The sequence below is a fragment of the Halomonas sp. M1 genome (assembly GCF_029581375.1).
In the GTDB taxonomy this organism is placed as follows: Bacteria; Pseudomonadota; Gammaproteobacteria; order Pseudomonadales; family Halomonadaceae; genus Vreelandella.
The window spans coordinates 1,439,553-1,460,776 of the sequence record NZ_CP121119.1 but is presented as its reverse complement, the minus strand read 5'-3'; the positions used below and the strand labels follow the sequence as shown (position 1 = coordinate 1,460,776).

Below are 21,224 nucleotides of genomic sequence, written 5' to 3'. Positions count from 1 at the left end.
GGCTATCATTGATTACTTAAGCACTCGTTATAAAGGTAGCCCCATGACAACAACCGCTATTCAGCATTTTATTAACGGCCAAGTAAGCGCAGGCGACTCGGCTAATGCTCAAGACGTATTTAACCCCGCCACAGGAAAAGTGACGGGACGGGTAGCATTGGCCTCGCAAACGGATGTGGACACCGCTGTTCAGGCTGCCCAGGCAGCTTTTCCCGCTTGGGCGGATACCCCGCCGATTCGCCGCGCACGGGTGTTGTTTAAATTTTTGGAGCTGCTAAACGCTCATAAAGATGAGCTGGCGGAAGCGATTACCAAAGAGCATGGCAAAGTATTTACCGATGCCCAGGGTGAAGTGGCCAGGGGGATCGATATTGTTGAATTCGCCTGCGGTATTCCTCAACTGCTAAAAGGCGATTACACCGAGCAGGTCAGTACCGGGATTGATAACTGGACGCTGCGCCAGCCCCTGGGTGTCGTCGCAGGCATTACGCCGTTTAACTTCCCCGTTATGGTGCCGATGTGGATGTTCCCGATTGCCATTGCGGCGGGCAACACCTTTATTCTCAAGCCCAGCCCCTTGGATCCCAGCGCATCGCTGATGATGGCCGACCTCCTTAAGCAGGCAGGTCTACCGGATGGCGTGTTTAACGTGGTGCAGGGTGATAAAGATTCGGTGGAAGCGCTGATTGACCACCCTGACGTTAAAGCGCTTTCGTTTGTCGGCTCTACTCCTATTGCTAACCTGATTTATGAGCGCGGTGCCAAACACGGTAAGCGCGTACAGGCGTTGGGCGGGGCAAAGAATCACATGGTGGTAATGCCCGATGCGAATTTGGATAAAGCGGTGGATGCGCTGATTGGGGCGGCCTATGGTTCCGCTGGTGAACGTTGCATGGCGATTAGCGTGGCCGTGCTGGTGGGTGACGTGGGAGATAAAGTTATGCCTATGCTCACCGAGCGTGCCAAAGCACTGAAGGTTAAAGACGGTATGCAGTTGGATGCGGAAATGGGCCCGATTGTGACCCAGCAGGCGCATCAGCGTATTACTGGGTATATCGAAAAAGGCGTGGCCGAAGGCGCTGAGCTCGTGGTTGATGGCCGTGATTTTGACACCGGCCATACCGGCGAAGGCTGCGGTGAAGGCTTCTGGATGGGTGGCACGCTGTTTGACCACGTTTCGCCTGAGATGACTATTTATAAAGAAGAGATCTTTGGCCCGGTGCTGGTGTGTGTGCGCGTTCCCGATGTTGCCACGGCGATTCAACTGATCAACGACCATGAATTCGGCAACGGCGTGAGCTGCTTCACTGAAAGTGGCAGCGTCGCCCGTGAATTTGGCCGCCGTATCCAAGTGGGGATGGTGGGGATTAACGTGCCTATTCCAGTGCCGATGGCATGGCATGGATTTGGTGGTTGGAAGCGTTCGCTATTTGGCGATACCCATGCCTACGGAGAAGAGGGCGTGCGCTTTTACACCAAGCAGAAATCCATCATGCAGCGTTGGTCTGACTCCATCGACGCGGGTGCTGAATTTGTAATGCCTACGGCTAAGTAACGCCGCTACGTTACGGGAGCCAGTTCATGGCACACGCTGCTACTAATAACTTTGATTACATCGTAATCGGCGCAGGCACCGCAGGGTGCCTGTTGGCCAATCGGCTAAGCGCCAACCCGAATAATCGGGTGCTGCTGGTTGAAGCGGGCGGGCCGGATAACTACCACTGGATTCATATTCCGGTGGGCTACCTTTACTGCATTAACAACCCTCGCACGGATTGGCTGTTTCGCACTGAGCCTGATAAAGGCCTCAACGGTCGTTCGCTGATCTATCCACGCGGCAAAACCCTGGGTGGCTGTTCCAGTATTAACGGCATGCTCTACCTGCGTGGTCAGGCAAGGGATTACGACCACTGGGCTGAACTGACCGGCAGCGACGCGTGGCGCTGGGAAAACTGCCTGCCGGATTTCATGAAGCACGAAGACCATCACCGGCTGGATGACGGTGGTGATGGCGATGCTGAGCACCGTCGTTACCACGGCCATGGCGGCGAATGGCGAATCGAAAAGCAACGTTTGAGTTGGGAAGTGCTGGATGACTTCGCCGAAGCAGCGGTGCAAGCGGGTATTCCACGCACCGATGATTTCAATCGCGGCGATAACGAAGGCGTTAACTACTTTGAGGTTAACCAGCGTAAAGGCTGGCGCTGGAATACCTCCAAGGCGTTTTTGCGGCCAATAAAGAAGCGCACCAATCTGACGCTCTGGCACTCTACCCACGTTAACCGCCTGCTGTTTGAGCAGCAAGATGGTCAGCCACGCTGCGTAGGCGCAGAACTTCTACGCGAGGGCAGCGTGATGGAGGTCGCGGCGAATAAGGAAGTGGTACTGAGTGCGGGGGCTATCGGATCGCCGCAGATTCTGCAGCTTTCCGGTATTGGTGCGCCTGAGCTACTGCAACGCCATGGCATTGATGTGGTGGCAGCGCTTCCTGGGGTGGGTGAGAACCTGCAGGATCACCTACAGATCCGCTCGGTATATAGGGTTAATGGCGCTAAAACCTTGAACACCATGGCCAACTCCTTGGTGGGTAAAGCCAAGATTGGGCTTGAATATTTGTTGAAACGCTCTGGCCCGATGAGCATGGCACCGTCTCAGCTGTGCATTTTTACCCGCAGTTCTGACGAGTACCAACACGCCAACATTGAGTACCACGTACAGCCCTTAAGTTTGGATGCGTTTGGTCAGCCGCTGCATAACTTCCCGGCAATTACTGCCAGCGTATGCAACCTGAATCCCACCAGCCGTGGCACGGTTCGGATCAAAAACCGCGACCCACAAACGGCACCGGCCATTGAGCCTAACTATCTAAGCACTGAGGAAGACCGTAAGGTAGCGGCAGATTCACTGCGCGTGACACGGCGCATTGCTGAGCAGCCTGCGTTCGCTAAATACGCACCGGAGGAAGTAAAGCCCGGGGTTGAATACCAAACCGACGATGAATTAGCGCGCCTTGCGGGGGACATTGGGACGACAATTTTCCACCCGGTAGGCACAACGCGTATGGGGCGAGCAGACGACCCGATGGCGGTGGTTGATGCACAGCTTAGAGTACGTGGAATAACGGGTTTACGCGTGGCTGACGCAGGCGTAATGCCCACAATTACTAGCGGAAATACTAATTCACCGACGCTGATGATCGCTGAAAAAGCGGCAAATTGGATTTTGGAAAAAAAGTAATTGCAATGTCATTTTTTTCGATCATAGTGTTGACGTGCGGCTAAGTAAAGCGCATGCTAAACGCAGTTGGTTAGCAAGTCGAACGTTGTCAGCAGTATCGAACGCCCAAGCGTGAGTCTGGTGAAAGTTTCTTGTTCTACCCACTGCAACTCGGGTATTACCCCGGCTTTATAATTCGCTTTATCGAGGATTTCGATCATGGCAACTGGTACCGTTAAGTGGTTTAACGACACTAAAGGCTTCGGCTTCATTTCTCCGGACGACAATGGCGACGACCTGTTCGCGCACTTCTCCGAAATTCAAGCTGACGGCTTCAAAACTCTGCAAGACGGCCAGAAGGTTTCCTTCGACGTCACCCAGGGTAAAAAAGGCCTTCAGGCTTCCAACATCAAAGTTCTATAATTAGAACCCTTGATGTCCGCAGCTAGCTCATTATGCTAGCTTGCTGAAAAACCCCGCCTTGAGCGGGGTTTTTTTATTTCTACTCCAATCTACTCTGTCTCACACCTCACACCTCACACCTCACACCTCACACCTCACACCTCACACCTCACACCTCACACCTCACATTCATATATTCTTTTTTGATCTTGATCTGTTTCTAAAAATAACTTTTTAGAATATGTGATTGGCGTCACAATGCTCCCATGCTTTTTTGTTAAGCCTTTTTATAAAGCTTTCTGTTAAGGACGTGGGGTTATGTCGCTGGATGCTTGGATCGCTGTTGGGGTAGTGCTGACTATCTTTCCACTGATGGCGCTATCGCGCCTTGGCCCCGATATTATTCTGTTGGGTGCGGTAGTGGTGTTAATGACGCTGGGGGTAATTGACCCGCAGCAAGCGCTGGGCGGTTTTTCCAACAGCGGCCTGTTTACCGTGGCGTTTATGTACGTACTGGTCGCCAGTATTCGTGAAACCGGCGGCATCGACCTCATTATTCGTTATGTCCTAGGCCGCCCTAACAGTGAGCGAGGTGCGCTTGTGCGGCTGCTGCTGCCGGTAGCATCGCTGAGTGGTTTTCTTAATAACACCCCCGTCGTCGCCACCTATATTCCTGCCGTGATGAGCTGGAGTCGTCGGCTACGGCTCTCTCCGCAGCGGCTTTTAATGCCGCTGAGTTTCGCTTCAATACTGGGCGGGACTATCACCCTATTTGGTACCAGCACTAATCTGGTGGTGCATGGGCTACTGGTCGAGCGTTACCCTGATTTTGCCATGGGGCTGTTTGATTTGGCCTGGGTTGGCATTCCTGTGGCGGTGGTTGGGCTTACTTATCTGATTCTGCTGGGGCCGCGTCTTCTGCCTTCCCGAGAGGGTATGGCAAAAGCCTTTGCTAACCCCCGCGAGTTCACCATTGAGATGGAGGTTGATCCTGCCGGTATTTTGGTTGAACGCACGGTGGAAGAGGCTGGACTGCGCCATTTGCAGGAGTTGTTTCTGGTCGAAATAGAGCGTGCCGGTAACGTAGTGAGCGTCGTGGGACCCGGGGAGCAGCTAAAGGGTGGGGATCGGTTAGTGTTTGTAGGCACCTCCGATGCGGCCGTTGAGCTGCAGCAGATACGCGGTTTAATTCCTTCTCACGATGGCGCTTCCAGCTTGGAGAAAGAGTTTAAGGAGCGTCGGCTGGTAGAGGCGGTAGTTTCCAATCAGTGCCAGTTTATTGGCCAGCGCATCCGCGATGGACGTTTTAGAACGCTATACGGTGCTGCGGTGCTGGCCGTTTGCCGGAGCGGTGAGCGGGTAACGGGTAACCTAGGGCAAGTGCGCTTGCAGCCTGCTGATGTGCTGCTATTAGAGGCGCGCCCACCGTTTATTGAGCGCCACCGTCAGTCGAAAGACTTCCTACTAATCAGCGAGCTGAACGGCGCAGCGCGCCCGGTTCATGAAAAAGCTCCGCTGGCCTGGGCGATTTTGCTGGGTGCTGTGCTGCTTGCTGCCTTTGGGGTGTTGAGTATGCTCAATGCCGCGATGCTTGGGGCTGCGCTTGCGCTGCTCACGGGTTGTTGCACAGTCGGGGCCGCCAAGCGAGGTTTAGATACCCAAGTACTACTGACCATCGCTGCCTCTTTTGGCGTGGGGGCAGCGCTACAAAGCTCGGGTGCTGCCGATGTCATCGCGGGAGGCGCTCTTTCCCTGGTGGCGGGTAATCCATTGCTTTTGCTCATTGGTACTTACTGCGTTGTAGCGCTGCTCACTGAGTTAGTCACCAATAATGCCGCCGCGGTGATTATTTTCCCGGTGGTGATAGCCGCCGCCGAAAGCCTAGGGGTTAATCCGATGCCCTATGTGGTAGCGGTTATGTTTGCTGCTTCGGCGAGCTTTCTAACCCCGATTGGCTATCAAACCAACTTAATGGTGCACGGCCCTGGTGGTTATCGAATAAGCGATTTTTTACGTGTGGGCGGTGGTTTAAACTTACTTACCGGTGCCATTTCGTTGACGCTTATTCCGCTGGTTTGGCCGTTTTAAGCGGACAATGTCTCGCTGTTAACGTTACTTTGCGCTAGGGTGGCGCTTTTAAATTCAGCAAGGAATTAACCTCATGACAGCCCCAGGCGAACTGATTATTGAACCGAAAAATGGTCAACCCGCCGACGCGTGTGTGTTTATCATTCATGGCTTAGGTGCCGATGGGCACGATTTTGAGCCGCTGGTTCCCGCGCTTACGCTACCTGACGATGCGCATGTGCGCTTTATTATGCCCCATGCGCCGCGCCTGCCAGTGACCATCAATGGCGGCATGGTGATGCCAGCTTGGTATGACATTCTCGCGATGGATCTGGGGCGCCGCGTAGACGAAGGCCAGCTGATGAAATCTGCCGAGCGGATTCAGGCGCTTATTCAAGAGCAGATCGACCAAGGCATTGATAGCCAGCGCATTATTGTGGCTGGCTTCTCCCAGGGTGGGGCCGTTGCTTACCAGGCCGCGCTCTCTTTCCCTCAGCCTTTAGGCGGCTTGTTAGCCATGTCGACCTACTTTGCTACCGCCGATAGTATCGAGCTAGCCGACGCCAACCGGCACATTCCTATTGAAGCTCACCACGGCAATTTTGACCCCATCGTGCCGGAAACCCTTGGCCGCAGTGGGGTTGAGCGTTTAAAAACATTGGGGTATGAGGTGAATTATCGCCAGTACCCAATGGCTCACGCACTTTGCCCCCAGCAGGTAGGCGATATTGGCCGCTGGCTTAGCGAGCGTTTAGCCTAGGGCTGCGTCGACAAGTGATTAAAAGGCAGGCAAAGTAATTACCCCTATAGCCGATGCAAGGGATTAGCGAAGGCGCATGATAGCTTCCTCTATATTATTAGAAGGGGGGCTAGCACTCTGCTTATGTGTAGTAGCGCTTGCCTGCCTGTTTGATCGCCATCTGTTACGGGCTAGCTGCCTGTTCGTGGTATTTGCCCTGCTCATGACCTTGGCGTGGTGGTGGTTAGGCGCCCCCTGGTTGGCTTTAGCCGAGCTTGTGTTGGGGGCGCTGTTAACGGGGGCGAGCTTTTTTTATGCGTTAAGAATGTTTCCTTCTGACGCTGAAACGTCTACCCGCGGTAGGCGCGTAACCTACTACGATAATTTACGTGGCTCTTGGCATCACGGCTTAGCGCGGGCGTTTTTAGCGCTGGCATGGTGCTTAATGATGGGCGGCGCGATCCGCTATGTGATGCCTGAAATGGCGTACTCTCCAACTGAACATCCCCTTGTGCTAGCGGCGGTGTTTATTGCGGCAACGGCCATGGGGGCGTTTGCGCTGCATCGCCATTTACTACGCCGCTTGCTTGCCTTCAATATTCTTGGTTCCGGCGTGTTTCTCCTGCTTGCCGGTATGGCGGGCACCGTGGAGGGCGCGCAGGCATTAGTGAGCGTTGGCCTGGCGATTGCCTGGCTGGGTTCGTTACTAGGGGCGCTGTTGATTCGTCATCTTCTTCTGCTGGAAGGCGAGGATGCCCTGGGCCACGACGGTAAGGCCAAGGAGCACACCCAATGAACTGGCGGTTTGGTCTTACAGAAACGACGTTCGACCCCCTTTGGCTTACCCACTGGGCATTAGGCGCGACGCTAGCACTGCCGATTCTCTTTGGCCTCTTAGGCGCCTTATGCTCTCCCCGGCGAGCGTTACCTGTAGGGCTTGCCTGCGTGCCCATTCTGTTGGCAGGCGTTCTGCTCATGATGGATTACCAGCAGGCGGGGCTTTTGCGCTGGCAGTGGCAGGTGGCGGGGGTAACGGTGTCGCTTCGCTTAACCGGCGTCAGCGTTTTAATGCTGCTGGTTACCCAGTGGGTGGGTGCCGCTGCGGCGCTGTATACCCCGGGACATTTACGCTTAACAAACCCCGGTAAACAGTCGCGCTGGCTGTGGCCTTTGATGGGTGTGTTGATCAGTGCGCTTTCCCTGATCTGGCTGGCGGCGGATCTGCTAACGCTTTATGCCGCCCTAGAGTTGATGGGGTTAGCGGCGGTAGGCATGCTGCTTTTATCGGGTAAACCTGCTGCGCTACTGGCGGGCATGCGCTATCTGTTACTGGCGCTGGTAGGGTCGCTGGCTTATCTGCTGGGTGTCGCTCTGGTGCTTGGGTACTGGGGGGAGCTTGATCTTCAGGCGTTAGCGGAGGTCGTGGAGCCAGGGCCGGTTGCTTGGATAGCCGCAGCGCTAATAGGCGCAGGTCTGGCGCTAAAGGCGGCGCTATTTCCTTTACATGGATGGTTAACCCCAGTGCATGAAAGTGCTTGGACTCCGGTAAGCGCGCTACACGCGGCGCTGGTGGTTAAAGCATCGCTATTCATCTTAATTATGCTGTGGAGTATTCTGCTTCCTGATGCGGTGTTTGCCCCTCGCTTTGTCGCTTGGCTGGGAATGCTGGCCATTGTGTGGGGTGGTCTGGTGGCATGGCGATCAGATTCGCTTAAAACCCTGGTGGCCTCTTCAACGGTGGCCCAGCTGGGCTATTTGATGGTGGCTTTTCCTCTACTGATCGGGCCTGACATTCCCCCTTTACCGAAGGCGCTAGCATGGGAGGGGTTTTGGTTACAGCTGATGGGACACGCGCTGGCGAAAGCTGCGATGTTTATGGCTGCGGGTAATTTGATTCTTGCCACAGGTGAAAGCTCGCTGAAGGGCCTCGCGGGCACTAGCCGTCGTTTGCCGCTGTCATTACTGGTGTTTGGTATCGCTTCCGTAACGCTTATGGGCTTACCGCCTAGCTCAGGCTTTACGGCGAAGTGGCTGCTTCTACAGGCGATGGTGATGACCCAGCAGTGGGTTGCTGTCGCAGCGCTTTTGGTGGGCACGCTGTTATCCGCGGCCTACGTGTTTCGTGTGTTTCGCTACTCCTTTGATGAAACCGCCCCGAGGCACCACTATCAGCCGTTGGCGCCGAGCATGGATCTAGTCGCGCTAGGGCTTGCCCTGGCAGCGTTTGCCCTGGGATTGCTGGCCCATTTACCGCTGTCGCTATTACATGGAGGTGGCCTATGAACGCGGCATGGTTACCCCTTGCCACCTTGGCTACCTCTATTATTGCAGCCGTGGTGATCTTTCTTGTACCCGAGGAGGCACGACGGCTACGCACCAGCGTTAACTTGGTGGCTGCTGTCGGTAAAATTATCCTGGTGGCGTTAATGATTGGGCGGGTGTCCCAAGGCCACCTGGACACCTTTAGCTTTCAGATTATCGGCGGTATCGATTTTGTGCTGCGTGCCGACGCGCTGGGGGTAATGTTTGCTGGCCTGTCGTCGCTTTTATGGTTATGCACCACGATCTACGCCATTGGCTACTTGGAAGGCGCGGCTAATCGGAAACGCTTTTTTGGTTTCTTCAGCCTGTGTGTGGCCAGTACCTTGGGGATCGCGTTAGCGGGCAACCTGTTTACTTTTTTGATTTTCTACGAAATGTTGACGCTGTCTACGTATCCGCTGGTGGTTCATGCGGGCACCGCTAAAGCGTTAGCAGCGGGGCGGGTTTATTTGCGCTACACGCTAACGGGTGGGGTAGTGCTGCTGTTGGGCGTCGTGATGCTTTACAGCTTAACAAGCGACCATTCGTTTGCGTCGGAGCAAGGGCTTTCTCCTTATCTTAACGATCACCGTGGGCAGCTAACGCTAATATTTGCGCTGCTAGTGGGCGGGCTTGCCGTAAAAGCGGCGATGGTGCCCTTTCACGGCTGGCTGCCTAGAGCGATGGTGGCCCCGGCCCCCGTGAGTGCGCTGTTACATGCCGTTGCGGTAGTGAAAGCCGGTGCGTTTGGCATTATGCGGATTATCTATGATCTTTACGGGATCGAGCTGAGCGTCGAGTTAGGCGTTACCACCGCGCTGGCTATCGCTGCTTCCATCACCATCATTTATGGCTCGCTGCGGGCAATTGCGCAGCATGAGCTTAAACCCCGGCTAGCATTTTCAACCATTAGCCAAGTCTCCTACGTTGTACTGGGGGTTAGCCTTTTCGGCCCGTTTGGCACCATCGGGGCACTGGCCCATCTGTTGCACCAGGGGCTGATGAAAGTAACGCTGTTCTTCTGCGCGGGTAATTACGCCGAGGAGCTAGGTATTCACCGCATAGATGAAATGGACGGCGCTGGCAAACGTATGCCGCTCACCAGTATTGCGTTTACGGTGGGTGCGTTGGGGATGATTGGACTGCCCCCCGTGGCTGGTTTTATCACTAAGTGGTACCTGGGTGTGGGGGCGGTTCAGGCCAATATGCACTGGGTGGTGGCTGTGCTGGTGGTCAGTAGTACCTTAAATGCGCTCTATTTCCTGCCGATTGTGCACCGCCTGTGGTTCCGCGAGGGGCCTGCCCATGGTGAAGGCGAGTGGCCAAAGGAGCAGCGCCTGGGTCGTCTGGAAACCCATGGCTGGTTGCTATGGCCTGCGGTATTTACCGCTGTGGTAAGCATTGGGGCAGGCTTATTGGCAGGGCTGCCGTTTAGCCCACTGGACTGGGCAACGCGGGTTGCGGTCGGGGAGTATCTGCCATGATGACACTGCTCTTAATTGCGGCTCTGTTTTGGCCACTTTGCATTGCGGGTAATGTGGTGTGGCAGGCCTATCGAACGCCGGTGGCAGCGCGCCACTACTTTACATTGACGTGGCTAACGGCTTCCTGGCCTGCGTTACTGCTGGCCTATGGCGGAGAGGCGCAGTGGGTCATTGAGGCATGGATGCTGGGTGGTTTCTGGGAGTTGAATGCGCTAACTCGCCCGTGGCTTGTGTTTACTACCCTGCTATGGAGTTTGGCTGCGGTGCACGGGCGAGGGTATTTCGCCGCTGAACAGGCGAAGGCCCAGGCGGGAGATCATGCTGCCGAACGCCGCTTGCTGCGCTTGGCACTGCTTTGGCCGCTGACGTTTTTGGGCAACGTACTGCTGATTATTGCTCAGGATATTGCCAGCTTTTACCTAGGCTTCGCGTTAATGACATTTGCTGCTTACGCTCTCGTGGTTCACAGCGGCAGCCAGGAGGCGCGGCTGGGTGGCAAGGCGTATTTAATATTGGCTGTGATAGGCGAAGGGCTGATTCTCGGCGGTTTTTTGTGGGTGGCAGGCACTGCGGAAACCCTGTCACTTGAGGGGGTTCGGGAAGGCATTGCCGCAGCCGACCAGGGCGCTTTTATGGCGCTTTTGCTATGGCTTGGGTTTGGTGTCAAGGCGGGGGTTATTGGCCTGCATGTATGGCTGCCGTTGGCCCATCCGGTTGCTCCCGCCCCGGCAAGTGCGGTGTTGAGTGGTGCCATGATAAAAGCGGGCCTATTAGGCTGGCTTAACGTACTGCCGTTAGGGTTTGATGAACTTTCCCCTGAGTTGATTCAGCTGGGTAACTGGATGCTGGTGGCAGGCTTGGCCGCGGCATTTGGCGCGGCGATTTATGGGGTTTGGCAGCACCATCCTAAGGCCGTGTTAGCCTACTCCAGTATTAGCCAGATGGGCATGTTAACCGCCATGGTAGCGATGGGGCTTGTTGCGCCCGGGGTGTGGCCGCTGCTGCTGCCAGGTGTGGTGCTGTTTGCTGCCCATCATGCGCTGGCGAAGGGGGCGCTATTTATGGGAACCAGTATTAGCGAGCACATGCCCCGTTGGCCGACGCCGCTGCTGTTTGCGCTCATCGCGCTGCCTGGGGTGTCGTTAACCGGTGCGCTAGCGGCGGGGATGATCAGTAAGTGGGGGGTCAAACACGCCCTTTACGAGATGGAGCATACGCTCTTAATTACGCTGTTAACCTGGGCTGCTATCGGCACGGCAGCGCTAGTGAGCGTATGTGTATGGCGCCAATGGCAGCAGCGCCACCTAGGGGGCAGCGATGCTTTCCAGCCGGGAGCATGGCTTGTCGCGGTTATTGCCGCGCTGACGACCCCGCTATGGCTTCCGCTGCCAGAGGGCAGCGTTGTGTTACCGCCAATGGATGAGTGGCTGGGAATTGTATGGCCATTTCCGGTGGGTGTGCTGCTGGTGGTAATAAGCTTTTACTGGCTGCGGCACCTGCGTGCCAAGAGGCCGCCGGCAGGCGATTTATGGTGGCTATATAGCGTAGTCGCCATAAACGCTGTGGAGGTGGCAAGCGCCGTGGCACACAAATGCCAAAAGGTAAAAGGAGCAAGCGTTAATGCAGCGCTGGCCTTCGAGCAGTTCGCGATGGGGCGGCTAACGCGGCTTTTATCCAGTGAAGCATGGATGCGTCACCATGGCAGCGGTTTGATGATGGCGTTCGCTGTGGTGCTGGCGCTCTTGTTACTGTGGGAGGGGCTGCGATGAGCGATCAAAATGCTAAGCATCGAGAGCTTGAGTTAGAGCCGCCTGAACAAACAGATTCAAGAGGCCGTGAGGCCACGACTCCTGACGATATAACACGCATGGGTTGGTACGATATTGTTTGGCGTGTTCTACGTGCAGCGCGGCGCGACCGCATCACGATGTATGCGGCTGGCATCGCGTTTTATGCGCTGTTGGCGCTGTTTCCTACAATTGCGGCGGTTATCTCGCTATGGGGCTTGATGTTCGACCCTGTTGAAGCCGGGCGCCAGCTGTATGAAGTTAGCCGCTTTATGCCGCCGGACGCGGCGAACCTGATCGATCAGCAGGCCCAGGATTTCGTCGAAAGTGCGCAGTCGGGGAGCGTGATGACTGCACTGGCCGGTTTATTAACGGCCATGTATATCGCTTCTAAAGGCGTTTCTACTCTAGTCGTGGGGCTAAACGTGGTTTATGGCGAGCAGGAGAAGCGCCCCGCGCTACTGCGCCTTGGCGTATTGTTATCGCTGACGTTTGGGCTGATCGTGATGACCCTTGTATCACTCGGCTTTATTGCGGTGGTACCCATGGTGGTAGACATGTTGGCAGTGGAGCCGCCACTGAATAAAGTGCTGCAGTGGCTGCGCTGGCCAGCACTGCTTGTCATTATGAGCGCTTTGATCGCACTGCTCTACCGCTTTGCCCCCTATCGCCGCGCTGCCAAGTGGAAGTGGTTAAGCTATGGCACGCTGTTTGCCACAACGATGTGGCTACTGGGCTCGGGTGGTTTATCGCTGTATGTGCGCTACTTTTCGAGCTTTAGCGAACTCTACGGCTCTCTTGGTGCGGTGGTGGCGTTAATGCTGTGGTTTTGGCTCTCAGCCTTTGTTGTGCTGTTTGGGGCAGAAGTGAACTGTGAGATGGAGCGTCAGACCTATAACGATACGACGGTGGGTAAGCCTCGGCCGTTAGGTGAGCGCAAGGCCTTTGCCGCAGATACCGTAGGCGTTGAAAACCCTTGGAAAGGGAACCCATCGGATACCGTTGACCGCTAAACATGCAGCCAAGAAACAGCCCACGGTGCTGAAGTGCGGTTCTGAAGCACATTGCACAGTGGGCCGGGCTGAAACGAGTTGTTAACCAGTTAGGTTAGTGAAGGCTCCTGAGGTCGGCGCTATAACAGCTCTTCTGCGGCAAGTGCTAAGCGTGAACGCTCTACGCTGGTTAGGGTGATATGTCCTGCGTGGGGCCAATCCCTAAAACGCTCGACCACAGCGGCCATGCCGCAGGTGTTGGCGGTAAGGTAAGGGGTGTCGATTTGGCCAACGTTACCTAAACAAACAATCTTAGTATTGCGGCCGGCCCGTGTGACCAGCGATTTCAGTTGCTTGGGAGTGAAGTTCTGGGCCTCGTCGATAATCAAAAAGGTGTCGTTGAGGGTGCGCCCACGCATAAAGCTGGGCGAGCGAATTTGCACCCGCGAGCCAATCAGCTGCCGTGTGGCGCCGTTATCCCAACTGGATTCGCCTTCTTCATTGCGCAGTAAGTTATCCATGTTGTCGTGGAAAGCGCCCATCCAGGGCGTCATCTTCTCCTCTTCAGTGCCCGGTAAAAAGCCAATGTCTTCGCCCATGGGAATGGGCGCCCGCGTAAACACGATGCGCTCAAACTGCTTGGCGTCTAGGGTTTGCTGGAAAGCCGCGGCCAGCGTCATGAAGGTTTTACCGGTACCTGCATTGCCAGCAATGGTGACAAGGTCTATATCCGGGTCCATCAGTAGGTTAAGCGTGAAATTCTGGCGGCTGTCATGGGCGTGGACGCCCCAAACCCCGGCATGGTGACGATAGTTGGTGAGCAGCTGCAGGCGGGCTGATACGGGGGAAAGTTCGCGCACAATGGCTTCAAACTCAGCGCCATTTTCGCTATCCGATACCAGCATGCCCACATGCCAATGGCGGGGCATATTGCCGTTCAGTAGGTAGAAGGTGTGGTGGTCGACCCGCTCGACGGTCACGTCCACATTTAGCGTTTCCCACAGCGACGCGCCATCCTGGCCTGCCGATGCATATATCTGGGCGCCTTCAATCATGGCATCGCTATCGGAGAAGGCGCGGTCGTTAAGGTAATCCTCTACCGGCACTTTAAGCGCGGCGGCTTTAACGCGTAGGTTAATATCTTTGGTGATCAGTATGACGGAGGCATCGGGGCGCTCATCCCGCAGCCGGCAAGTTTCCGCCAAAATTCGGTTGTCTGGACTGTCGTCTAACGCATCAAAGGTTTTTAGGTCGCTGTAACACAAAAAATGCAGGCGCCCGGACTCGCCGCTGATACGCGGAATGGGTATGCCTTTTTGTATCTCATCAAAGGTGACTTGGTTGGTAAGGTCGGAGAGGGTACGGCTAATTTGCCGCGCCGTGCGGGCGATTTCACGAACACCGTTTTTGTGCTTGTCTAGCTCCTCAAGCACCGTCATAGGGATAACCACGTCGTGCTCATCGAAATGGTAGAGCGCTGCGGGGTCATGGATAAGGACGTTAGTGTCTAGGACATAGAGCCTAGTGGCTTTTTTATCGAGTCTTACCATCGTGGAAACTACTCCTTAGTTGACGGCAACATCGACACTGGCAGACGTACTTTACACGTAGATGACACTGCCCCTGTGTCGGTTCTCTAGCGTGTCCTTGCTCTCCTTATTTAGCACTTTTTTACAGAGTGGAAGGCATTGGCGATTTTCGCCACTGATAAATTTCAACGTTTCCCCTTGGCAAATACCATCAACACGATTTAGCGGGTAGTGCCTAAGAAGCGCGTCACGCTATTCAATAGCGCTGTGGCCACTACGCCCAGGTTTTCACCCTCCACGTAGCGGTAGTAATGGCTCTCTAGGGCGAGGTCGTGGTTTAGCGCGCAAAGACGGTGCTCTTCCAGCGCTTCTTTCACCAGAGGGTAGGGCAGTAGCGCCCACCCCGTACCGTTAATAGCCGCATCGCGTATTACCTCAAACATGGTTAGCCCCAGGTAGTTAGTAGAGAACAGGGCTTCGCTGACCAGTTTGTCTCCTTGGTCGTAGGTTAGGCACACCTGGGTATATTGGGCGAGGTCGTCTCGATTAACGCTTAATAGGCGGCTTAACGGGTGAGTGGGGGCGGCCACCAAGCACATACTGACAGGGGCAAGGTTGGAAGCATCCACCGAGGCGCCTTCAGCGGTGTACAGGCCAAAGGCAATATCCACCGTTTGCCGCGATACAAACTGTGGATGCTCTTGTGGGGGTAATAGGTAGACGGAGATGGCCGTTAGCGGATAGCGCTGCTTCAAGTCATGCATTACCTGCCGCCAGAAAGCTTCGGGCAGGGCGTCGTCCCTGGCAATGCACAGCTGGTTTTCCACCCCCTGCATATGCTGCTGGCAATGCTTTTTGATCCGGCTGGCGCTGGTTAGCAGCCGGTAACAGTCTGGCAGCACGCTTTCGCCCACCGCCGAGAGTTGTAGGCTATTGCCCGAACGCTCAAACAGCTCGACCCCCAGGCTATCTTCCAGTGCGTTTACCGCGGCGCTCAAAGTGCTGCGTTTTATGCCGGTATGGCGTGCCGCAGCGGCAAAGGAGCCGTGCTCGGTGACATCAATAAACGCCTGTACCTGTTCTGCTCGCATGAAATATGCCTTCTGTTGAGCGCCATTTTTATTAGCACTGAGCGATTGGTTAGCCCGTAGTGTAATCATTATGATGGCGCAAAATTAAGTAAGATTTTAGGAGTAAAATCGTGTCCCCCTTTGTTGCCGAGCGCCGTGCGCTTAGATTTTCCGCTATTTCTGCGAGCCTGTTTGCTTTTACTGGGCTTGTGTTAGGCCTTGCCAGCGGCTCGATCACTATTTTATTCGACAGCGGCTATTCGCTATTAAGTTTAGTGCTGGCCTCGCTTTCACTGTTTGCGCTTCAGCAGGCGCGTAAACCCGCGGATGATAACTACCCCTTTGGGCGGCTAACGGTGGAGCCGCTGGCTGTACTGCTCAAAGGCGTGGTGATTGCGCTGGTGTGCGTGTTTTCGCTGGTGTCCGCCCTATGGAGCCTTGCCCAGGGTGGGCGACTGGTCACTCTGGATCTTGCGCTGATGTTTGGGGTGGTAAACGTAACCGGTTGTTTACTTACCTGGTGGTGGTTAAACCGCTACGCACGCATTGCCCGCTCGTCGTTATTAGCCGCTGAGCTGCGTCAGTGGCAGATGGATACCTGGCTAAGTGCTGCGGTGATGCTTGGGTTTGCGCTTACCTGGGGGCTGACATTAACCCCTTGGGCAGGCTATGCGCGCTTTGCCGACCCCGTGATGGTGTTGATCATTGCAGGCTACTTTTTACCGATGCCTATCCGTATGGTGCGCGGTGCGCTGCGCGAGCTAATGTTTGGTGAGTCGGTGGGCAGCGTGCGCCAAGAGATGGTGCAACAAGTAGCAGACTTCGATATCGCCGATGACGATGTGCGTTTGGCCCAGGTAGGCAGTTTCTTAATGGTCGATATTCAACTGGATAAGCAGCAAATAGACGATGCCGAAGAGATTGTCGAAAGCGTTGAGAAGCACTGCAGGCTGCGCAATTTACGTCCGGTGACTAGCATCACCCTGGTTACATAATGTGCTTGTGTGAATAAATGTTGACGTGAACTCAGTGGCAGTGATATTTAGCGCTACCGACAAATCGTGTCGGCCTACTATCGCTATTTTGAGGGTTTCAAAACATGCCTTTGCGCCGCTGTTTGCCCGTGCTGCTGGTAACCGCTCTGGTTGCCGGCTGCGCAAGTTCTACCGTTGCCCCACGCTACACGACTGAAAATCCGGATGTGATGCGTATTGGTGGGGAGCGCCCTAGCAGCGCTAACCCGCGTATCGAAGATGCTGGTTCTTTCTGCCTCGAAACCACCGAGCGCTGGAACGAGCATGGACGTACGCCGGATGGCCAAACGCTGTGGGCGAAAGATACGTTGCGTCGTGTGGTGCCTTGCCAGTAATACGTTAGCCGCTATGTACGCAACGACCGCGCCCGCTTAACAAGCGGGCGCGGTCGTTTATGTTTTATCATGCCTCTATTTTCGCAGGTGGGCTTTTCCACCATGGCGAACGACGTTAACTGACGAGAACTCCATGACTCCGGCAATTAATAGTGCAAAGCGCGCAGGCATTGTGTTTCAGCTCCATGAGTATCAACACGATGCCGCTGCTCCGTCATACGGTCAAGAAGCGGCTGAAAAACTGGGCGTAGCGGTTGAGCAGGTATTTAAAACGCTGGTGGTAAAGTTAGATGGCAAGCAGCTGGCGGTAGGCATTGTGCCGGTGAGTTGTCAGCTAGGGCTTAAGCAGATTGCTAAAGCCGCTGGGGCGAAGAAAGCGGCCATGGCGGAACCGCCGGAGGTAGAGCGTACCACTGGCTATGTGCTGGGTGGCGTTAGCCCTCTGGGGCAGAAAAAGCGCCTGCCTACCTATATTGATGCCTCGGCGCAGGGGTTTTCTACGTTGTACGTTAGCGCTGGACGGCGTGGGTTGGAGATTGAGCTTTCCCCCAACGATTTGGCTACACTGAGCCAAGGGTGCTTTGCGGTGCTTGCGACGTAAGTGTGGACGTTATCGATTGCTCTCCCCATTGACCTAGACAGCAAGGCAGTGGAAAGCACTTTCTGGTATGGTGCTTCACATTATCGGTTTGCTGGGCTGAATAGCCCCTTCAGGAATTTTTTGTGTCCGACACCTCTTTTGCATCGCTTGCGCTCTCACCCGCGCTGTTGACGAATCTAGACTCCCTTGGCTATCACGACATGACGCCGGTTCAGGCGCAAAGCCTGCCGCCGATGCTGGCGGGGCGCGACGTGCTAGCCCAAGCCAAAACCGGCTCTGGTAAGACCGCCGCATTTGGCTTAGCGCTGCTGGCTGCGCTTCGTGTAGACGCGTTTGTCGTTCAAGGCCTGGTGCTGTGCCCCACTCGGGAGCTAGCCGATCAAGTAGCCGACGAACTGCGCCGTTTGGCGAGAGGGTTGCCCAACGTTAAGGTGCTTACCTTGTGCGGTGGTGCACCATTTGGGCCGCAGCTGGGTTCGCTAGAGCACGGCGCGCATATCGTGGTGGGCACACCCGGACGCATTGACGAGCATTTACGTAAAGGCTCTCTAACGCTGGGCTCGCTGACCACCTTGGTACTGGATGAAGCTGACCGTATGTTGGATATGGGCTTCCAGGCGACCATTGACGACATCATTGCCGACACGCCTGCGGATCGCCAGACGCTGCTGTTCAGTGCGACCTTCCCGGATGAGCAGGCATCTGGTGGCCTTGCCACCATGACCCGCGGCGTAATGCGTGATCCGGTCACTGTCAAAGTGGCTGAGCTTCACGATGCCACTACCATTGATCAGCACTTTTATGAAGTCACTAACGAAGAGGCGCGGTTTGCCGCCCTTCAGCAGCTGCTGCTGGTCTATCGGCCGGCGACCAGCGTGGTGTTTTGCAACACCAAGCGCGAAACCCAAGCGGTGGCGGAGCAACTTACCGATGCTGGATTTAGCGCCGTAGCGCTCAACGGCGACTTAGAGCAAAAAGATCGTGACCGTCGACTAATCCTGTTTGCCAACCAGAGTGCGTCTATTCTGGTCGCCACGGATGTTGCGGCGCGCGGTTTGGATATTGCCCAGTTAGATGCGGTGTTCAACTATCAAATTGCCCGTGAGCTTGATGTTCACGTGCATCGGGTAGGGCGCACCGGGCGCGCGGGCGCTAGCGGTGTTGCCTGTACCTTGGTAACCCCTAAAGAACATTATCGGCTAGAGCGGCTGGAAGGCTTGCTAGAGCAGCCGATTACCACGGAACCATTGCCTAAACCCCAGCACTCTGTGCCGTTTGAGCCGCCTATGGCAACGCTACAGTTGGCAGGCGGTAAAAAAGATAAGCTGCGCCCGGGGGATATTCTTGGTGCGTTGACCAGCGAAGGTGGGCTGAGTGGTGAGCAGGTCGGTAAAATTAAAGTCTTGGCGCGCAGCGCCTATGTGGCGGTGGAGCATAGCGTCGTTCAAAAAGCCCAAGCCAAGCTTGAGCGTGACAAACTGAAAGGGCGTGCCTTCCGCGTTCGCCGTATCCGTTTTTGAGTGACGGGACATTGAACTCAAATAGCAATGTTAGATGGTAAAGATAATAAAGAGGAGCCGACGCAGCTAACCATGAAAATCCCCAAACGTTTACAGCCCCTGGTCGATGATGGAATGATCGATGAGGTGTTGGTGCAGTTAATGAGTGGTAAAGAAGCGCAGGTTTATGTGGTGCGCTGCGGCGAAGAAGTACGCTGTGCAAAGGTATTCAAAGAGGCCAAACAGCGTAGCTTTAAACAGGCGGTGCAGTACCAGGAAGGGCGTAAAGAGCGTAATAGCCGCCGGGCCAGGGCCATGGCAAAAAAAACCCGCTATGGCCAAAAAGAGCAGGAGCAGGCGTGGCTAAATGCCGAAGTAGACGCGCTCTATCGGCTTGCTTCCGCAGGTGTTCGTGTCCCTGAACCTCACGGTTTTGTCGATGGCGTATTGCTGATGGAGATGATCAGCGACGCCGAAGGTAACGTAGCGCCGCGCTTAGACGAAGTTACGCTCACGCCAGTGCAAGCCAAAACCTACTACGCCAAAGTCATTCAAGACGTAGTGCGTATGCTGTGTGCGGGTTTGATCCACGGTGACTTGTCAGAATTCAACGTGCTGGTAGATGCCTCCGGTCCGGTGATTATCGATTTGCCCCAGGCCGTCGATGCCGCAGGCAACAACAGCGCCGCCGCCATGCTTTATCGCGATGTCGATAATATGCGCAACTACTTTGGCCAGTACGCACCGGAGCTGCTGACAACGGAATATGGCAGAGAGATGTGGTCGCTGTACGAGTCGGGCGAGCTACATCCGGATAGTAAGCTTACCGGCCACTTCGATGCTGACACCCACATCGCCAATGTTGATGAGCTCATGGAAGTTATCGACGACGCTAAAGAGGAAGAGGCCGAACGTCAGGCGCGCATGCGAGACGACGACGATGAAGATTAAGGCCATAAGAGGGGCTTTGATGCCTTTCTAATACCCCGCGGTAAACCAAAACTGATAAGCTAACGGTAATGCTTAGCAGGGTAATTACCCGTTCGGTATGACCAGGGTTAATCAGCGGGGTGTGTGTGAAAGGCATACGTGTCAGGGCAGGAAGTGTAAACGCGCTGGTCACATCGCTAGGCGTAGGTGCCGTCGGTGGTGCGTTGTTTCACCTCATGGGATTGCCGCTGGCTTGGATGCTTGGCCCGCTGGTAGCTAACCTGCTGATGTCGGCAAAAGGCGTTAACGTTGGCGTGCCCGAACCACTGCGTAACGTATTTTTAGCGGTAATGGGCTTAGTGCTTGGCAGCCAAGTTACGCCTGAACTTGCGCAGCGGATAATGGATTGGCCTGTTTCATCCGTACTGTTACTGCTAGGTGTGGCCGCTTCGACGGCGGTGGCAGCAGCATGGTATCGGCGCTGTGGTTTTGATCCGGTTAGCGCCTGGTTTGGGGCCGCTCCTGGTGCCATGACGGCCATGATTATGTTGGGCGACAAATGCGGCGGCGACCCCCAACGTATCGCTATTGCTCAGTCGCTGCGTATCATTTTAGTCATCCTCTTTCTTCCCCCACTCTTTTGGATATTTGAAGGCGGTGAAGGACAGCTGGGTCCAGCAGACACGGTGTTAGCACATGGCTGGATGTTGTTGACTATTCCTTTGCTGCTACCGCTGGGTCGTTGGCTGCGCGTTCCCAGCGCTGCGCTACTGACACCGCTTCTCATGGCAGCACTGCTGTCGGGGTTTAACCTTGCCAGTCTAACGCTACCTAACTGGGGCATGAACCTCATGCTGTGGGTGTTGGGTAGCGCCATTGGTTCGCGTTTTCAGGGAATGACTCGGCGGTTACTGGGGCGTTATTTGTGGCAATCAGGGGTCGCCACGCTACTTGCGTTAATCGTACTGGCTATTTTTGCTGAGTTAATCCATCAAGCGCTGGGGATTGGACGTGATGTAGCGCTTTTAGCACTGGCGCCTGGTGGTATTGGTGAAATGGCCATTCTTGCTGTGGCGCTGAATATTGATCCTGTGTTTGTAGCGTTTCACCACCTGCTGCGAATGATCACCTTGATGATTGCGGCCCCGTTTGCGGCGCGCTGGCTGCTGCGCCGCTAGCTCATTTCTTAACTCTATTTTACTCTGCTGCTTCTGTCTTATCAGTAACGCAAGGACCTC

18 protein-coding genes are annotated in these 21,224 nt (G+C 55.2%); 16 read left to right on the top strand and 2 right to left on the bottom strand.

All coding sequences use genetic code 11. The annotated features are described in order from the left end of the window. Nucleotides 1-43: 43 nt before the first annotated feature. From P8S54_RS06610 to P8S54_RS06565, 10 genes are all read left to right on the top strand, one after another. The gene (locus tag P8S54_RS06610) at nucleotides 44-1,555 is read left to right on the top strand and encodes a CoA-acylating methylmalonate-semialdehyde dehydrogenase (protein WP_281443742.1); all 1,512 of its coding nucleotides are present in this window, start codon (nucleotides 44-46) and stop codon (nucleotides 1,553-1,555) included. A 26-nt stretch (nucleotides 1,556-1,581) separates the two neighbouring features. Then, nucleotides 1,582-3,237, top strand: coding sequence for a GMC family oxidoreductase N-terminal domain-containing protein (locus P8S54_RS06605; protein ID WP_281443741.1), 1,656 nt, complete (start codon nucleotides 1,582-1,584; stop codon nucleotides 3,235-3,237). A gap of 198 nt (nucleotides 3,238-3,435) precedes the next feature. Next, nucleotides 3,436-3,639: a cold shock domain-containing protein gene (locus P8S54_RS06600; RefSeq protein ID WP_009101184.1), complete on the top strand. Its 204-nt coding sequence runs from the start codon at nucleotides 3,436-3,438 to the stop codon at nucleotides 3,637-3,639. A gap of 297 nt (nucleotides 3,640-3,936) precedes the next feature. After that, a complete protein-coding gene (locus tag P8S54_RS06595) occupies nucleotides 3,937-5,706 on the top strand; it encodes an SLC13 family permease (RefSeq protein WP_281443740.1) in 1,770 nt (589 codons plus the stop codon). 73 nt (nucleotides 5,707-5,779) lie between these two features. Further along, complete coding sequence (locus P8S54_RS06590) at nucleotides 5,780-6,445, top strand: dienelactone hydrolase family protein (RefSeq protein ID WP_281443739.1); 666 nt, start codon at nucleotides 5,780-5,782, stop codon at nucleotides 6,443-6,445. Nucleotides 6,446-6,521: 76 nt separating this feature from the next. Then, a complete protein-coding gene (locus tag P8S54_RS06585; RefSeq protein WP_281443738.1) occupies nucleotides 6,522-7,220 on the top strand; it encodes a DUF4040 domain-containing protein in 699 nt (232 codons plus the stop codon). Further along, nucleotides 7,217-8,707 (top strand): proton-conducting transporter membrane subunit, encoded by a 1,491-nt coding sequence (locus P8S54_RS06580; protein WP_281443737.1) that lies wholly within the window; start codon nucleotides 7,217-7,219, stop codon nucleotides 8,705-8,707. Before P8S54_RS06585 ends, P8S54_RS06580 begins: the two co-directional genes overlap by 4 nt. Further along, a complete protein-coding gene (locus tag P8S54_RS06575; RefSeq protein ID WP_281443736.1) occupies nucleotides 8,704-10,209 on the top strand; it encodes a proton-conducting transporter membrane subunit in 1,506 nt (501 codons plus the stop codon). Before P8S54_RS06580 ends, P8S54_RS06575 begins: the two co-directional genes overlap by 4 nt. Continuing rightward, complete coding sequence (locus P8S54_RS06570; RefSeq protein WP_281443735.1) at nucleotides 10,206-11,978, top strand: complex I subunit 5 family protein; 1,773 nt, start codon at nucleotides 10,206-10,208, stop codon at nucleotides 11,976-11,978. Before P8S54_RS06575 ends, P8S54_RS06570 begins: the two co-directional genes overlap by 4 nt. Then, nucleotides 11,975-13,009, top strand: a complete 1,035-nt coding sequence (locus P8S54_RS06565; RefSeq protein WP_281443734.1) for a YihY/virulence factor BrkB family protein — start codon at nucleotides 11,975-11,977, stop codon at nucleotides 13,007-13,009. The genes P8S54_RS06570 and P8S54_RS06565 overlap by 4 nt, the downstream gene beginning before the upstream one ends. A 119-nt stretch (nucleotides 13,010-13,128) precedes the next feature. Here P8S54_RS06565 and P8S54_RS06560 read toward each other — a convergent pair whose 3' ends face one another. Both P8S54_RS06560 and P8S54_RS06555 read right to left on the bottom strand, forming a co-directional pair. Further along, nucleotides 13,129-14,538 carry a PhoH family protein gene (locus P8S54_RS06560; RefSeq protein WP_281443733.1) on the bottom strand — a complete coding sequence of 470 codons (1,410 nt, stop codon included), beginning with the start codon at nucleotides 14,536-14,538 and terminating at the stop codon, nucleotides 13,129-13,131. Between the two features lie 200 nt (nucleotides 14,539-14,738). Then, complete coding sequence (locus P8S54_RS06555; RefSeq protein ID WP_281443732.1) at nucleotides 14,739-15,608, bottom strand: LysR family transcriptional regulator; 870 nt, start codon at nucleotides 15,606-15,608, stop codon at nucleotides 14,739-14,741. Nucleotides 15,609-15,718: 110 nt separating this feature from the next. Here P8S54_RS06555 and P8S54_RS06550 point away from each other — a divergent pair, with 110 nt between their 5' ends. From P8S54_RS06550 to P8S54_RS06525, 6 genes are all read left to right on the top strand, one after another. Beyond that, on the top strand, nucleotides 15,719-16,582 hold the full coding sequence (locus P8S54_RS06550) for a cation diffusion facilitator family transporter (RefSeq protein WP_281443731.1): 864 nt from the start codon (nucleotides 15,719-15,721) through the stop codon (nucleotides 16,580-16,582). A gap of 104 nt (nucleotides 16,583-16,686) precedes the next feature. Beyond that, the gene (locus P8S54_RS06545; RefSeq protein ID WP_009101161.1) at nucleotides 16,687-16,956 is read left to right on the top strand and encodes a hypothetical protein; all 270 of its coding nucleotides are present in this window, start codon (nucleotides 16,687-16,689) and stop codon (nucleotides 16,954-16,956) included. A 133-nt stretch (nucleotides 16,957-17,089) separates the two neighbouring features. Next, nucleotides 17,090-17,557: a Cys-tRNA(Pro) deacylase gene (gene ybaK / locus P8S54_RS06540; RefSeq protein WP_281443730.1), complete on the top strand. Its 468-nt coding sequence runs from the start codon at nucleotides 17,090-17,092 to the stop codon at nucleotides 17,555-17,557. Between the two features lie 122 nt (nucleotides 17,558-17,679). Beyond that, nucleotides 17,680-19,077: an ATP-dependent RNA helicase DbpA gene (gene dbpA, locus P8S54_RS06535; protein WP_281443729.1), complete on the top strand. Its 1,398-nt coding sequence runs from the start codon at nucleotides 17,680-17,682 to the stop codon at nucleotides 19,075-19,077. A 72-nt stretch (nucleotides 19,078-19,149) separates the two neighbouring features. Further along, nucleotides 19,150-20,007, top strand: a complete 858-nt coding sequence (locus P8S54_RS06530; RefSeq protein ID WP_281443728.1) for a PA4780 family RIO1-like protein kinase — start codon at nucleotides 19,150-19,152, stop codon at nucleotides 20,005-20,007. Between the two features lie 125 nt (nucleotides 20,008-20,132). Continuing rightward, nucleotides 20,133-21,164 carry an AbrB family transcriptional regulator gene (locus tag P8S54_RS06525; protein ID WP_281443727.1) on the top strand — a complete coding sequence of 344 codons (1,032 nt, stop codon included), beginning with the start codon at nucleotides 20,133-20,135 and terminating at the stop codon, nucleotides 21,162-21,164. Nucleotides 21,165-21,224: the final 60 nt, after the last annotated feature.